Origin of the sequence: Paracoccus sp. M683, from assembly GCF_007096355.1 — a bacterium.
Lineage (GTDB): Bacteria > Pseudomonadota > Alphaproteobacteria > Rhodobacterales > Rhodobacteraceae > Paracoccus.
Genome location: NZ_VKDF01000003.1, coordinates 156,513 through 171,704, shown reverse-complemented (window position 1 = coordinate 171,704; position 15,192 = coordinate 156,513). Strand labels below are relative to the sequence as shown.

Here is a 15,192-nt window from a genome sequence, read left to right as displayed (position 1 = left end):
GGAATCCATGAACCAATTCACCACCCGCCCCGATATTCGCGGCACCTTCGGCACCGTCACCTCGACCCATTGGCTTGGCTCGGCCGCCGGCATGGCGATGCTGGAACGCGGCGGCAATGCCTTTGACGCGGCCGTTGCCGCAGGGCTGGTCCTGCAAGTTGTCGAGCCGCATCTGAACGGGCCGGGCGGCGATCTGCCGGCGATCGTCCATATCGGCGAAACGGGTGAAACCAAGGTTCTCTGCGCGCAGGGCGTGGCGCCGGCCGGCGCGACGATGGACCATTACCGGCAGTTCTTCGGCGACGGGCTGATCCCCGGATCGGGCCTGCTGGCGACCGTGGTGCCGGGGTCTTTCGATGGCTGGATGCTGATGTTGCGCGACCATGGCAGCATGGAACTGGCCGAGGTGATGGAACCCGCCATCGGCTATGCCCGCGACGGCCATCCGATCCTGCCTGCCGTGGTGAAAACCATTGCGGGGATCGCCGGCTTCTTCCGCGAGGAATGGCCCAGCAGTTTTGACACCTGGCTTCCGGGCGGGCAGCCGCCCGCCGATTGGTCGCTGTTCAGGAACCCCGATCTGGCCGCCACCTGGCAGCGCCTTGTCGACGAGACACAGGGCGACAGCCGCGAGGCGCGCATCGACGCCGCCCGCCGCATCTGGTCGCAGGGCTTCATCGCCGATGCGATCTGCGATTATCTGGACGGGGCAAAGGTGATGGACGTCTCGGGCGCTGCCCATGCAGGCGTGTTGTCGCGCGCCGATATGGCGGGCTGGCAGGCCAGATGGGAGGCCCCGGTCAGCATCGACTATCACGGCTGGACGGTAATGAAGACCGCGCCCTGGTCGCAAGGGCCGGTGCTGTTGCAAGCCTTGCAGATCCTGCGCAATTTCGACATCGCCGCGATGGATCCGATGGGCGCCAATTTCGTCCATACCGTGATCGAGGCGATGAAACTGGCCTATGCCGACCGCGAGGCCTATTACGGCGATCCCGCGCATTTCGACATTCCCCTTGATGTGCTGCTGTCCCCCGAATACGGGGCCGAGCGTGCCCGGCTGATCGGGCCGCAGGCCAGTCTGGAACAGCGCCCCGGCCGGCTGCCCGGTCTGGAACATCTGGCCGATGCCGCCATCGCCCGCGCCGCCCGCGATTTCGCCGCCGCCCGCGGGGTCAGCGCGGGTGAACCCACCATGGCGCATCTGACCGAGCGCCGGGGCGATACCGTGCATCTCGATGTGATCGACCGTTGGGGCAATATGGTCAGCGCTACGCCCTCGGGCGGGTGGCTGCAATCGAACCCGGTGGTGCCGGGGCTGGGCTTCCCGCTGAACAGCCGGGCGCAGATGTTCTGGCTGCAAGAGGGCCTGCCCACCTCGCTGAAACCCGGCGCGCGGCCACGCACGACGCTGACGCCCTCGCTGGCGGAAAAGGATGGCACCCGTATCGCCTTTGGCACGCCTGGCGGCGACCAGCAGGACCAATGGCAGCTGATCTGGTTCCTGCGTTACGTCCATCACGGGCTGGACATGCAGAAAGGCATGGATTCCCCCCTGTTCCACAGCCTGCATTTCCAATCCAGCTTCTACCCGCGCGAGGCGAAGCCGGGCGAGATGCTGATCGAACCCGATATTGGCGAGGCGGTCATTGCCGATCTTCGGGCGCGCGGCCATCGGGTCACCGTGTCCCAACCCTGGGCCATCGGTCGGCTGACCGCCGCGCGGCGCGACCCTGACGGGCTGTTGACCGCCGCCGCCACGCCGCGACTGATGCAAGCATATGCGGTGGGCCGCTAGGACATGGACGGGCTGACCACCGGCACATTGCTGGAACTGGCTGCCGTCGCCATTGGCGCGGGTATCGCAGGCGGCGTTCTGGCCGGGCTTCTGGGCGTAGGGGGCGGCATCGTCATCGTCCCGGCCCTGTATTTCGCCCTGACCCTGACCGGGATGGAGGGCGATATCGCCATGAAGATCGCCGTCGGCACCTCGCTGGCGACGATCGTTTTCACCTCGCTGGCTTCAAGCTGGGGGCATTACCGCAAGGGCGCCATCGACATGGAGCTGCTGCGGCTTTGGGCGCCCTCGATCCTTGTGGGTGTGGTCGTGGGCAGCCTGCTGGGGGGCTATGTCTCGGGCAATGTGCTGGTGGCGGTCTTTGCGACCGTGGCGCTGATCGTGTCGGCGGACATGATCCTGCGCAAGGGACGCGCCGATCCGCAGCCGCGCGGGTTCAGCAAGCCGGTCTGGGCGTTCTTCGGCGTGATCACCGGCACGTTAAGCGCGATGATGGGCATTGGCGGCGGCACCATCGGCGTGCCTTTGTTGAACTTCCTCGGCTATGACATCCGCCGCGCGGTCGGCACCTCGGCGGCCATCGGCTTTCTGATCGGGGTGCCGGGGGCGATCATCTATGCCGGGACCGGGCTGGGGGTGGATGGGTTGCCGCCCTTCTCGCTTGGCTATGTCAACCTGCTGGCGGCGGCGGTGATCACGCCGCTGACCACCACCTTCTCGCAGCTGGGCGTAAAGCTGGCACATTCCATTCCGCGCCGGACATTGCGGCTGGCCTTCGGAGGGTTCCTGCTGGTGACAGCGCTGCGCATGTTCATGGACCTGTTTTCAGGCTGACGCTTCTGCCAGGGGTCATGGCTGTCATGGGACCCGCGAAAACTGATGTCGCAAGACCCTGCCGCGCCCCGCTTTGCGGAAAACAGGGGCAATTGACCTTTGCGACGGCGACGGAAATCTGATCTGACCCGCCGGAGAAACAAAATAGCGGGCGAAAATCATGGGATATTCTCTGCGTTTATCGCGAAATTCTGGTTCGCAGATCAGCCTTCAGCAATGGCAAAGCGCTGTCGAGAAGCATCCGCTTGTGCGGCTTTCCCAAGAGGCCGAAATCGCGGTTCAGAACCCGCAAACGGGCAGCGGATCAGCCGTGTAGGTTCGGCAGGTGATGCAGAGATCTGGCTTGAGGAAAGCCAAAGCTGGGTGCATGCCTTCCGATGTAGCGATGATGGCACGGCCAGGATCAACGCCACACACGACTTCGACCAGCCGGACAGCTTTCTTCGCATCCTGCTGCGCCAGCTTGCCAAGGATCTGGACGCCGGAATCTATGGCGCAGAAGGGGAAGAATATCGCTAGCCCCCGCATGGCTACACGCGCGCGGCCCAGGTGATTTGCCAAAAGAAATGCCGGGCCTCACGCCCGGATTTTATTTTCAGAGCAATCTCTTGACCAGCCGCTGCGACCCCGCGCCTGACCAGAACGCCAATCATATGCGCGCGATATTCCGGGGTGACATGGATTTCCCCATCAGCCCGTCGCGGTTTACGCCAACCCCGTCCAGCGAGGCCGCAGAGAAGCCGCCCGCCAAGGCATCCTCCAGGGCATCGGCGCGGACCACGCCATTCGATCCGCTGCACCTGGCCTTCGGTGGGTTTCCTGTTGGTGACAGCGCTTCGTATGTTCATGGATCTGCTTTCGGGGTAAGCCCTTCCTGCGGGTTTGGCTTTTGGTTCGTTCCGAAAGGGGCGCTTCGCCGGCGCAGTCCCCTTGCTGTTGCGTATTTGCCGCCGAAAACCTAGCTGCATCATATCCACGATCTTATAAAGGAAGCGCCTCATGAGCGATGTGAATCTGAAAAACCTCGTGATCGGCAACACCCGCCCCATGACCCTGATCGGCGGCGTGAATGTTATCGAGTCGCGCGATCTTGTCATGACGGCCGCCGAACGCTTCGTCAAAATCACCGGCGAGCTGAACATGCCGTTCATCTTCAAGGCCTCATTCGACAAGGCAAACCGTTCCTCCATTCATTCGTTTCGTGGTCCGGGCCTTTACGAAGGTCTGAAGGTGCTGAATGAGGTCAAGGAAACCTTCGGGGTTCCCGTCATCACCGACATCCACGATCCAAGTCAGGCCGCCCCTGTCGCCGAGATTTGCGACATCCTGCAAATTCCTGCTTTTCTTGCGCGGCAGACCGATCTGGTCGCCGCGGCGGCCCAAACCGGCGCGGTCATCAATGTCAAGAAGCCACAGTTCATGAGCCCCGGTCAGGTTCGAAATCTTGTCGAGAAGATCAACGAATGCGGGAATGACAAGGTCCTGCTTTGTGAACGGGGATCTTGCTTTGGCTATGACAATCTTGTGGTCGATATGCTGGGAATCCGGGTCATGCGTGACAACAGCAAGGATGCGCCGATCATCTTCGACGTGACCCATGCCCTGCAAATGCGTGACGCCAGCGCAAATGCGTCAGGCGGCAGGCGCAATCAGGTCGCGGAACTTGGTCGTGCCGGTCTGGCCGTCGGCATTGCCGGGCTTTTTCTGGAGGCGCATCCTGATCCAGACCATGCCAAATGCGATGGCCCAAGTGCATTGCCACTGGACCAGCTGCCGGCCTTCCTGTCGCAAATGAAGGCCGTGGATGACCTTGTGAAATCGTTGCCGCCGCTGGACATCCGATGACCATCGCGGGCATTTTGCAGCCCGACAGAACCTGACGGCGTATCGAAGAATGCCGGGCTTTTGGCCCGGCATCCGGTTTCTGCTGAGCTGGCCTCAGCCCGCCGCGGCAACTCCGCGTCTCGCCAGCACTCCGATCAGATGCGCGCGATATTCCGGGGTGGCATGGATATCCCCCATCAGCCCATCGCTATCCACGCTGGCGCCTTCCAGCGAGGCGGCCGAGAAGCCCCCTGCCAGCGCCTCTTCCAGCGCTTCTGCGCGGAATACCCCATCGGAACCCGCGCCCGTCACCGCAACGCGCGGGCCGTCGCCCGTGTCAGCCACCAGCACGCCCACCAGCGCGAAGCGCGAGGCCGGGTTGGGGAATTTCTGATAGGCGGCGCGGCGTGGCTTCGGGAAGCGCACGGCCTTGATGATCTCGCCCTCGTCCAGCGCGGTGGTGAACAGCCCCTCGAAATATTCGTCCGCGGGGATCTCGCGCTGGTTGGTGATGACGGTGCCATTCAGGCCCAGAACGGCGGCCGGGTAATCCGCCGCCGGGTCGTTATTGGCAAGCGAGCCGCCGATGGTGCCCATGTGGCGCACCGCCGGATCCCCGATCAGCACCGCCAGATCGCAAAGAACCGGAATGACCGCCCGCAAAGCCGCGTTCGAGGCCACCTCGGCATGGGTGGTGGCCGCACCGATGGTGACGCTGTCGCCATCGACCGAAATGCCCACCATGCCGTCGATCCCGCGCAGGTCGACCAGATCGGTCGGCGCGGCCAGGCGCTGCTTCATGGTGGCCAGCAGGGTCTGGCCACCGGCCAGATATTTGCCATCCTCGGCCGCGCCAAGCGCCGCTACGGCATCATCGAAACTGGCGGCCTTGTGATATTTGGTCTGATACATGACGTCGCCTCCCCTATTCCGCCGCCATGGGCTTTGCAGCCGCTTGCAGGGCGGTCCAGACCTTCAGCGGCGTGGCCGGCATCTGAAGGTCGTTATTGCCAATCGCATCGGTGATCGCGTTGATGATCGCGGGCGGGGTGCCGATGGCCCCGGCCTCGCCACAGCCCTTGATGCCCAGAGGGTTGCCCGGACAGACGGTCTTGTTGTGCTCGATCGTGTAGAAGGGCACGTCATCGGCGCGCGGCATGCAGTAATCCATATAGGAACCGGTCAGCAGCTGTCCGTCCTGATCATAGACCACGCCCTCCAGCATCGCCTGCCCGATCCCTTGGGCGGCACCGCCATGCACCTGCCCCTCGACGATCATCGGGTTGATGATGGTGCCGAAATCATCGGCTGCGGTGAACTGGACAACCTTGGTCACGCCGGTTTCGGGATCGACCTCGACCTCGGCGATGTAGCATCCAGCGGGGAAGGTGAAGTTCACCGGGTCATAGAAGGCGGTTTCTTTCAGGCCCGGCTCCATCCCTGCAGGCAGGTTATGGGCGGTATAGGCCGCCAGCCCGACCTCGTGCCACAGCATCTGCTTGTCGGTGCCCGCGACCTTCACCGCGCCGTTTTCGATGACGATGTCATCCTCGCTGGCTTCCAGTACATGCGCCGCGATCTTGCGCACCTTTGCCTCGACCTTGTCCATCGCCTTGACGATGGCCGACATGCCGACCGCGCCGGAACGCGAGCCATAGGTGCCCATGCCGAACTGCACCTTGTCGGTATCGCCGTGCACGATCGAGACATTCTCGATGGGCAGGCCGAATCGCTCGGCGACGATCTGGCTGAAGGTCGTCTCATGCCCCTGCCCGTGGCTGTGGCTGCCCGTCAGGATCTCGATCGTGCCGACCGGGTTCACCCGCACCTCGGCCGATTCCCACAGGCCGACGCCCGCGCCCAGACTGCCGACGGCAGCCGAGGGCGCGATGCCGCACGCCTCGATATAGCAGGAATAACCCAGGCCCCGCAGCTTGCCGCGTTGGGCGGCCTCGGCGCGGCGGGCCGGGAAGCCCGCCACATCGGCGGCCTTCTGCGCCATGTCCAGATTGCCGGCGAAATCGCCCGCGTCATAGGTCATGATCACCGGCGTCTGATGCGGGAAGCTGCCGATAAAGTTGCGGCGCCGCAACTCTGCCGGGTCCATCCCCATCTCGCGCGCGGCGGTTTCCATCATCCGTTCGACCAGGAAACTGGCCTCGGGCCGTCCCGCACCGCGATAGGCGTCGACGGGCACGGTGTTGGTATAGACGCCCTTCACATTGCCATAGATGTTGGCAATGTCATACTGCCCCGACAACAGCGTGGCGTAGAGGTAAGTCGGCGTGGCGCTGGAAAACAGCGACATATACGCCCCCAGATTGGCCAGCGTATCGACCTTGAAGCCGGTGATCTTGCCATTCTGGTCAAAGCCCATGCGGGCATTGGTGATATGGTCGCGGCCATGGGCATCGGTCATGAAAGCCTCGGACCGGTCCGCCGTCCACTTCACCGAACGCCCGGTTTTCATCGAGGCCCAGAGGCAGGTGATTTCCTCGGGGTAGATATAGATCTTGGCCCCGAAGCCACCGCCCACATCGGGCGCGATCACCCGCAGCTTGTGTTCGGGCGCGACATTATAAAAGGCCGACAGCACCAGCCGCGCGACATGCGGGTTCTGGCTGGTGGTATAAAGCGTGTAATGTTCCTCGGCTGAATCATAGATCGCCACGGCCGAACGCGGTTCCATCGGGTTGGGGCTGAGCCGGTTGTTCACGATCCGCATCTGGGTGACATGGGCGGCCTCGGCCAGCCCCTTGTCGGCGGCGGCCTCATCCCCGATTTCCCAGTCAAAGCAAAGGTTGCCCGCCGCATTGTCGTGGATCTGAGGCGCACCGGATTCCAGCGCCTTGTCCGAGGTGACGACCACGGGCAGTTCCTCGTAATCGACCACCACCGCCTCGGCCGCGTCACGGGCCTCTTGGCGGCTGTCAGCGATCACGACGGCGACTGCATCGCCGACATAGCGCGCCGTATCGGTCGCCAGCGCAGACCAGGCGCCCATGTTCATCGGGCTGCCATCCTTGGAACTGACCGCCCAGCCACAGATCAGGTTGCCAATGCCGTCGCCGGTCAGTTGATGGCCGTCCAGAACGGCGATCACGCCATCCATCGCCTCGGCCTCGGATTTGTCGATGCCAGTGATTTTGGCATGGGCATGCGGGCTGCGGACAAAGACCGCATAGGCCTGATTATCCACCCGCACATCGTCGGTATAGCGGCCCTGCCCGGTGGTGAACCGCTTGTCTTCCTTGCGCTTTACGCGCGCGCCGATTCCGGTGCTCATTGACTGATCCCTTCCCTACTCGGCGGCCTTGGCCATGCCGGACATCTGCTGAGCGGCGGCGTCGATGGCCTTGACGATGTTGTGGTATCCCGTGCAACGGCAGATATTGCCCTCAAGCTCGAAGCGGATGGCCTCTTCGGTCAGCTCGCGCCCCTGCGCCTGATAGCGGTTCACCATGTCGATGCCGGTCATGATCATACCCGGCGTGCAGAAACCGCATTGCAGCCCGTGATGGTCGTTGAAGGCCACCTGCATCGGGTGCAGGTCAGCGCCGTTGGCGATGCCCTCGATGGTGGTCACCTCGGCGCCCGCCAGCGAGACGGCAAGCTGGGTGCAGGACTTGATGGACTTGCCATTCACATGCACCACGCAGGCCCCGCACTGGGTCGTGTCACAGCCGACATGCGTGCCGGTCAGGCGCAGTTGTTCACGCAGAAAATCGACAAGAAGCGTGTTGTCCGGCACATCGCGGCTGACCGCCTTGCCGTTCACCTTCATGCTCACCTTGGTCATCTTGCTTCTCCCTAGGGTCGTCTGATGGTTGGGCCGGGTTCAGGACATGCGCCCTGCCCCGCCCTCGGTTATGTAGGTCTGGAAATTCTCGAAGAACTTGGCCGCCAGCTTTTTCGAGGTCGACTCGATCAGACGGCTGCCAAGCGCGGCAAGCTTGCCGCCGATCTGGGCATTGACGGTATAGGTCAGGACGGTGTCGCCACCATCCTCGGCCAGGCGCACATCGGCACCGCCCTTGGCAAACCCGGCCACGCCGCCCTTGCCCTCGCCCCGGATGGTATAGCTTTCGGGTGCATTGATGTTTTCCAGCTGCACCTCGCCATTGAAGCGCGCCTTCACCGGGCCGATCTTCTGCATCACCGTCGCGCTGAACCCGTTATCCGAGGTCTTCTCAAGCGCCTCGCAGCCGGGGATGCAGGCGCGCAGCGCGTCGGGGCTGTTCAGGGCCTGCCAGACAACGTCGCGCGGGGCGGAAATCCGAAATTCGCCAGTCATATCCATGCGGTCTGTCCTCCTCAGGAACCGGGTATGCCATGCCCGCCAAGCTTATCGGGCGATGCCCACAACGCAAGGTTTTTGGCCGGGCGGCAAACTGGCAATTGGTCGTATAGACCCGCGGATCAGACCTGATGCAGCAGCCGGTCGCGCAAACCCGGCTCTGTCAGCGCATCGCTAAGCGCCGAAAGGCTGTCCAGCGAGTGACAGGCATGCAGGCTGCTCACATGCGGCAACATCGCCCTGACGCCAGCGGCGCGGGGCTGGAATCCGTCAAAGCGCAGCAGCGGGTTCAACCAGATCAGCCGCCGCGCCGACAGCGACAGGCGCTGCATCTGCGCCGCCAATTGCGCCGGATCACCGCGTTCCAGCCCGTCGGTGATCAGCAGAACCACGGCATTCTGCCCCAACACCCGCCGCGACCAATCCTTGTTGAAGCGACCAATCGCCTCGCCAATGCGGGTGCCACCCTGCCAGTCATCGGCCTCGGCCCCGATCGCCGCCAGCGCCAGATCGGGATCGGCCTGCCGCAGGGCGCGGGTCACATTCGTCAGATGAGTGCCGAAGGTAAAGGCGCTGACCCGCCCCCATTGGCGTCCGGGTGCATGGGCCAGCGCATGCAGAAAGCGCAGCAGCAGCCGTGAATAAACCGACATCGACCCGGAAATATCGCAGATCGCCACCAGATCGGGCGGCCGCCGCAGGGTCGAGCGGCGGGCGATGCGGCCGATCTCGCCCCCCCGGCGCAGGGCAGCGCGCAGGGTGGCGCGGGGATCGGGGCGCGCACCATGCGGATCGGGACGCATCCGTCGGGTCAGAACCGGCGGCACCGGCAGGGTCAGGCGGCGAATGGCGGATTGGGCCTCGGCCAGTTCGGCGCTGCTCATCTGTTCGAAATCCATCCGCCGCAAGACGGCGTTGTCGGACCAGCTTAACAGCGCATCACGCTCTAGTTCCTGCCGTTCGGGCAGGTCGCGGGGATTACGCTCGGGCATGTCGCCCATGGCGTCGGCGGCGCGTCTGTGGGCGGCGGGCTTCGGTGAGGGTGGCTTGTCCTCGCGCAGCTTCGGCGACAGCATGTGCAGCATGGATTCAAGAAATTGCGGATCGCGCCAGAACATCGCGAAAACCTGATGAAAGATCTGCAAATCATCGGCCCGCGTGACCATGGTGGCGCGCAGCACATAGTAGAAATCGACACGCCGGGTGAAGCCCGCCGCCTCCAGAGCGCGGATCGCGGTTTCGACCTGCGCCGTGCCCAGCTTGACCCCGGCCTTGCGCAGGGCGCGGGCGAAATGGACGATATTCTCGACCAGCCGCCCGTCGGGCGCAGTCCGGGCGGGTCCGCCTGACATCATTCGACCGCCGCCAGCTGCGCCTTTGTCTGATCCAGCAACCGCGTTGTTTCGGCCCCGGCGATCCGGGCGATGTCATCCTGATATTTCAGCACCGCGCCAAGCGTGTCGGTCACCAGATCGGGTGACAGCGCCACCGCATCCAGCGCCACCAGCGCCCGCGCCCAATCAATGCTTTCAGCCACGCCCGGCGCTTTGAACAGATCCTCGGCCCGCAGGTTCTGGACAAAGGCGACCACCTCGGCCGACAGTTTTTCACTGGCCTGCGGCACCCGTGCCCGCAGGATCGACAATTCGCGCTGAAAACCGGGATAGTCGACCCAGTGATACAGGCAGCGCCGCTTCAACGCGTCATGCACCTCGCGCGTGCGATTCGAGGTCAGGATGACGATCGGCGGCTGTTTGGCCTTGATCGTGCCAAGCTCGGGGATGGTGACCTGAAAATCGGACAGCATCTCCAGCAGAAAGGCCTCGAAAGGTTCATCCGTGCGGTCGATCTCGTCGATCAGCAGCACAGGCGGGCCCTCGGGCTGCGGTTCCAGCGCCTGCAAAAGCGGGCGGCGGATCAGATAGGCATCCGAGAAAAGCTCGTCCTGCAAGGCGGCACGGTCGGTCTGGCCTGCGGCCTCGGCGGTGCGGATGGCGACCATCTGGGCGGCGAAATTCCATTCATAGATCGCGGTCGAGGCATCAAGCCCCTCGTAGCATTGCAGCCGGATCAGCCGCCGGCCAAGCGCCGCAGCCAGCGCGCGGGCAATCTCGGTCTTGCCGACGCCGGCCTCGCCTTCCAGAAACAAGGGTTTGCCAAGGGTCAGCGCCAGAAAGGCCACCGTGCCCAGATCGCGCCCGCAGATATAGTTCTGACCGCCTAGCAGGCCGATGGTCGTGTCGATGCTGGTGGGCAGGTTGTTCAAATCACCCCTCCGCCTGTTGTTCGGGTCATCCTAACCGGTAACGCGGATGGGCCGCCCCTGTCCATTGGTCGCAGGGGCTTGCGTCGCGGGCAGCAATGCGTCGATATGGGCGTTTGATACGAAAACGGGGGATCGACCATGGCACGCAAGATCATCATTGACACCGATCCGGGGCAGGATGATGCCGTGGCGATCCTGCTGGCGCTGGCCAGCCCCGAAGTCGAGGTTCTGGGCCTGACGGCCGTTGCCGGCAATGTGCCGCTGCCGCTGACCCAGCTGAACGCGCGCAAGATCCTTGAACTGGCCGGGCGGGGCGACGTCCCGGTCTTTGCCGGCTGCGATGCGCCGCTGGCACGCAAGCTTGTCACGGCCGAACATGTCCACGGCAAGACCGGCCTCGATGGCATCACCCTGCCGGAACCGACGCTGCCGCTGCAAGATCGTCACGGCGTTGATTTCATCATCGACACCTTGCGGGCCGAGCCTGCGGGCACGGTCACGCTGGTGCCCATCGGGCCGCTGACCAATATCGCCGAGGCCTTTCGCCGCGCCCCTGACATCATCAACCGCGTTCAGGAAATCGTGCTGATGGGCGGCGCCTATTTCGAGGTCGGCAACATCACCCCGGCGGCCGAGTTCAACATCTATGTCGATCCCGAAGCAGCCGCCGAAGTCTTTGCCTCTGGCCTGCCCATCGTGATGTTGCCGCTGGATGTGACGCATGAGGCGATGACCTCGGCGGCCTGGGTCGAGGCCATGCGCGCCCTGCCCAATCGCTGCGGCCCCGCCGTGGCCAGCTGGACCGATTTCTTCGAACGCTTCGACAAGGAAAAATACGGCAGCAAGGGCGCGCCGCTGCATGATCCCTGCACGATCGCCTGGCTGATCAGGCCCGATCTGTTCCAGGGCCGCCGCATCAATGTGGAAATCGAGACCGCCGGCACCTTCACCCTGGGCATGACGGTCGCCGATTACTGGCGCGTCACCGGCCGGCCGGAAAACGCCCTGTTCCTGCGCCATGTCGACCGCGACGGGCTGTTTGCCCTGATCGGTGACCGCATCGCCCGGCTGCCCTAATCGCTGCTTCCGGGCGCCGGCGGGGCGGTTTCTTCCGCGACCGGGGCGGTGTCGGTTTCCTGGGCCGGGGCGGGGCGGGTCTGGGCCAGATCGGCACCATCGCCCAGTTCGACGTCGATCCGGTCGATCAGGTCGGGGGTGATATTGATGCTGCTGACCGACACCAGCACCGTACGACGATCCAGCACCGCCAGCGCGCCACGTTCCTGCATCAGCCGGCCCATGATCGGGCCGACCGCCTGAAAGAATGTCGCCCGCTCGTTCTGGACATCGGTATTCAGATCGTCGACCGATTGCGCAAATTCGCGGCGGATCTGGGTCGCACGAATGTCAAAAGCGTCGGCGCGCTGACGAAACTCGTCCGGGTCAAGGGTCTTGCGCAGGCTGGTCAGCTCTGCCTCTTCGGACGCCAGCTGATTATACAGCCGGTCGTTTTCCTCATCCAGCCGCTGACCCGCCGCATCCAGTTCGGCCTGCACCCGCTTGCCCCAGGCCGAACCGCTGAACAGCAATTCCTGATCGACCGTCAGCACCGGCGCGGCAATTTGCGCCACCGGGCTTTGTTGGGGCTGATCCTCGACGATCTGCGAGGGTGGATCGGCGGCAGCATCACCCGATGCACGCGGGGCTCGCGGCTCGATTCCCGGCAGGGGCGGCGCCTCTTGCGCGGCGCCCGGCCCCGCGATCAGCAGGGACAGGCACAGCACGACAAGGCCGCGCGCCAGCATCAGAAGTTGGTCGAGATGGTCAGGTCGAAGTTCTGTTCCTTGTCGTAATCTTCCTTCTTGATCGCTTTCGAGAAGTTGAAGCGCAGAGGTCCGATCGGCGTGGTCCAGAACAGCGAGGCGCCGATGGATGCACGCACCTTCATGCTGTCGTCGACCTCATAGGCATCGCCCGCCGGGGTATAGGCGGTGGTGTTGTCCAGCCCCCAGACCGAGCCGACATCGGCGAACAGACCACCCGAGATGCCGTATTCCTCGGGCAGGCCAAGCGGGAACTGCGCTTCGGTGCGCAGCGCCCAGAAATAGTTGCCCCCAAGCGCATCCTCGTTCTCGGCCTCCAGATCACGCGGACCAAAGCCGTTCGGCTCGAAACCGCGAACCCTGCCGCTGTTGCCGCGATAGCGGTCGATGATCCGCGTATTGGTATCGCCATAGCTGACGATCGCCCCGGCCTCGAACTCGGCCCGCAGCGTCACCTCTTCGCGCCAGGCGCGGCTTTCAAGCCCGGCCAGAACGCTGGTCTTGACGTTCTTCACATCGCCGCCCAGACCCGCGAAATCCTGGCTGAAGGTCAGCTTGTAGCCGGTCAGCGGGTTCAGTCCGGTGATCCGGCTGTCATAGGTATAGCTGTAACCGATCGCCGAGGTGATCAGCGTGCCCTCGTCATCAAGGATCAGCGACGAGCTGCGGGCTTCGACATCTTCATCCTCGTCGGGGATGCCATCGGCGACGTTCAGGATCGCATCGCGGCTAAGCCGATAGCGCACTTCCAGACGGCCATTCTGCGAGACCGGGAAATCAAGCCCCGTGCCGATGCTGGTCGAGCGGGTATCGTATTTCGAGTTCAGCTGTTCAGTCTCGACATAGCCGCCCGACAGCCGCCAGCGCAGGTCGCGCCCCAGCAGATAGGGTTCGGCAAAGCTGAACTCGGCCTGCTGGTCGCCCTTGGCCGTCGACAGCGCCACCGAAACCTGCTGGCCACGACCCAGGAAGTTGCGTTCCGTCAGGGCGGCGTTGAAACCGACGCCCGAGTTCTGGCCATAGCTGGCCCCGAAAGACAGCGAGCCGGTGGGCTGTTCCTCGACGTTCACATCGACGATGACCTGCTGATCGCTGCTGCCCTGACGGGTCTCGACCTGGGCATCGCTGAAATAGCCAAGCGCGCGGATACGCTCGGCGCTGTTGCGGATCTCGCGCGGGTTGAAGGGATCGCCCTCGACCGTGCGGAACTGGCGGCGGATCACCCGGTCCAGCGTGGTGGTGTTACCCTCGATGTCGATGCGTTCGACGAAAATGCGCGGGCCACGGGTCAGCGCAAAGGTCAGATCCAGCGTCTGCGAACCGGGATTGCGGGTCACGCGCGGCTCGATACTGACGAAATCCAGCCCCTGCTCAATGGCCACGGTTTCCATCCGGCGGATGGTATTGTCGATCACGGCGGGGTTATAGACGGCGCCCGTGCGCACACGGTTCTGTGCCGCGAACATCCCCGCTTCGACACCGGCGATTTCCGAAACCGTATCGACATTGCCAAAGCGGTACATCGGACCTTCCTGAATATTGAAGGTGATGTAGAAGGCGTCGCGTTCACGCGCGATTTCCGGTGCCACCGCCTGCACCTTGAAATCGGCATAACCGCGCGAGCGGTAGAAATCGGTCAGCAGCTGTTCATCCAGCGGGATCCGCTCGGGCGCAAAGGTATCGCTGCGGATAAAGGTGCGCAGGATACCGGCCTGCTTGGTTTCCAGCACCTGCCGCAGGCGGCGGTCGGAAAAGGCGCGGTTGCCGGCAAAGCCGATACGCTCGATCTCGGTCAGATCGCCCTCGCGGACCTCGAACACCAGATCGACGCGGTTGCCGCTGCGCCGGATGATGCGCGGATCGACACGGGCGGCCAGCCGGCCCTGCGCGGCATAGGTCTGCGCGATGGCGTTGGCGTCGGCAAGCGCCTGACTGGGCTGATAGACGCGGCGGGCCTGCGACTGGATCACGCTGGTCAGATTCTCGTCCTTGATGCGGCGGTTGCCCTCGATGCTGATCTGGTTGATCGTCGGATATTCGCTGACCCGGATGATCAGCGTATTGCCCTGCGGGATGACCTCGACCGTCTCGAACAGGCCCGAATTCTGCAACCGTTGCAGCGCATCATTCACCTCGCCGGCCGAGACCTCTTGCCCGCGTGCGATATTGGCGAAGGACAGGATGGTCGCCGCCTCGACCCGTTCGGCCCCCTCGATGCGCACATCCGTGAAGGTATAGGCCGAGGCCGGTGTCGCCACCATCCCCACTGGCGTGGCGATCGCCAGCGCCGTCATCAGCGCCACTGCGCGCGTTCCCAGTTTGCGTGTCATTGCCGCCCCTCTCGATTTCC

The 15,192-nt window shown here is 64.0% G+C and carries 14 protein-coding genes; 4 read left to right on the top strand and 10 right to left on the bottom strand.

All coding sequences use genetic code 11. From position 1 onward, the window contains the following. The first annotated feature begins 7 nt into the window (after positions 1 to 7). Together FNJ84_RS05720 and FNJ84_RS05715 are read left to right on the top strand one after the other, a co-directional pair. Positions 8 to 1,798 carry a gamma-glutamyltransferase family protein gene (locus tag FNJ84_RS05720; RefSeq protein ID WP_143792050.1) on the top strand — a complete coding sequence of 597 codons (1,791 nt, stop codon included), beginning with the start codon at positions 8 to 10 and terminating at the stop codon, positions 1,796 to 1,798. A 3-nt stretch (positions 1,799 to 1,801) separates the two neighbouring features. Next, on the top strand, positions 1,802 to 2,632 hold the full coding sequence (locus FNJ84_RS05715) for a sulfite exporter TauE/SafE family protein (protein WP_143792049.1): 831 nt from the start codon (positions 1,802 to 1,804) through the stop codon (positions 2,630 to 2,632). 279 nt (positions 2,633 to 2,911) lie between these two features. Here the strand turns inward: FNJ84_RS05715 and FNJ84_RS22170 are convergent, their stop codons facing one another. Together FNJ84_RS22170 and FNJ84_RS22325 are read right to left on the bottom strand one after the other, a co-directional pair. After that, complete coding sequence (locus FNJ84_RS22170; protein ID WP_143792048.1) at positions 2,912 to 3,160, bottom strand: hypothetical protein; 249 nt, start codon at positions 3,158 to 3,160, stop codon at positions 2,912 to 2,914. Between the two features lie 121 nt (positions 3,161 to 3,281). Further along, entirely contained in the window at positions 3,282 to 3,413 is a 132-nt protein-coding gene (locus tag FNJ84_RS22325) for a hypothetical protein (protein ID WP_255471063.1), read from the bottom strand. A 218-nt stretch (positions 3,414 to 3,631) separates the two neighbouring features. Between FNJ84_RS22325 and kdsA the strand changes: the two genes are divergently transcribed. Continuing rightward, entirely contained in the window at positions 3,632 to 4,477 is an 846-nt protein-coding gene (gene kdsA, locus FNJ84_RS05705) for a 3-deoxy-8-phosphooctulonate synthase (RefSeq protein ID WP_143792047.1), read from the top strand. A 93-nt stretch (positions 4,478 to 4,570) separates the two neighbouring features. Here the strand turns inward: kdsA and FNJ84_RS05700 are convergent, their stop codons facing one another. The 6 genes from FNJ84_RS05700 to FNJ84_RS05675 all read right to left on the bottom strand — a co-directional run bounded on the left by FNJ84_RS05700 (position 4,571) and on the right by FNJ84_RS05675 (position 11,019). Beyond that, a complete protein-coding gene (locus FNJ84_RS05700; RefSeq protein WP_143792046.1) occupies positions 4,571 to 5,368 on the bottom strand; it encodes a xanthine dehydrogenase family protein subunit M in 798 nt (265 codons plus the stop codon). A 13-nt stretch (positions 5,369 to 5,381) separates the two neighbouring features. Next, on the bottom strand, positions 5,382 to 7,742 hold the full coding sequence (locus FNJ84_RS05695) for a xanthine dehydrogenase family protein molybdopterin-binding subunit (protein ID WP_143792045.1): 2,361 nt from the start codon (positions 7,740 to 7,742) through the stop codon (positions 5,382 to 5,384). 15 nt (positions 7,743 to 7,757) lie between these two features. Beyond that, positions 7,758 to 8,255: a (2Fe-2S)-binding protein gene (locus tag FNJ84_RS05690; protein WP_143792044.1), complete on the bottom strand. Its 498-nt coding sequence runs from the start codon at positions 8,253 to 8,255 to the stop codon at positions 7,758 to 7,760. 39 nt (positions 8,256 to 8,294) lie between these two features. Beyond that, a complete protein-coding gene (locus tag FNJ84_RS05685) occupies positions 8,295 to 8,756 on the bottom strand; it encodes a carbon monoxide dehydrogenase subunit G (protein WP_143792043.1) in 462 nt (153 codons plus the stop codon). A 119-nt stretch (positions 8,757 to 8,875) separates the two neighbouring features. Continuing rightward, on the bottom strand, positions 8,876 to 10,105 hold the full coding sequence (locus tag FNJ84_RS05680) for a VWA domain-containing protein (RefSeq protein ID WP_143792042.1): 1,230 nt from the start codon (positions 10,103 to 10,105) through the stop codon (positions 8,876 to 8,878). Next, positions 10,105 to 11,019 (bottom strand): MoxR family ATPase, encoded by a 915-nt coding sequence (locus FNJ84_RS05675; protein ID WP_185968432.1) that lies wholly within the window; start codon positions 11,017 to 11,019, stop codon positions 10,105 to 10,107. Before FNJ84_RS05675 ends, FNJ84_RS05680 begins: the two co-directional genes overlap by 1 nt. Positions 11,020 to 11,157: 138 nt before the next feature. On the opposite strand from FNJ84_RS05675, the gene FNJ84_RS05670 reads away from it, so the two are divergent. After that, a complete protein-coding gene (locus FNJ84_RS05670) occupies positions 11,158 to 12,096 on the top strand; it encodes a nucleoside hydrolase (protein WP_143792041.1) in 939 nt (312 codons plus the stop codon). Here the strand turns inward: FNJ84_RS05670 and FNJ84_RS05665 are convergent. Further along, entirely contained in the window at positions 12,093 to 12,824 is a 732-nt protein-coding gene (locus FNJ84_RS05665; RefSeq protein ID WP_143792040.1) for an OmpH family outer membrane protein, read from the bottom strand. The genes FNJ84_RS05670 and FNJ84_RS05665 overlap by 4 nt on opposite strands. Continuing rightward, entirely contained in the window at positions 12,824 to 15,172 is a 2,349-nt protein-coding gene (gene bamA, locus FNJ84_RS05660) for an outer membrane protein assembly factor BamA (protein WP_143792039.1), read from the bottom strand. The genes FNJ84_RS05665 and bamA overlap by 1 nt, the downstream gene beginning before the upstream one ends. Positions 15,173 to 15,192: the final 20 nt, after the last annotated feature.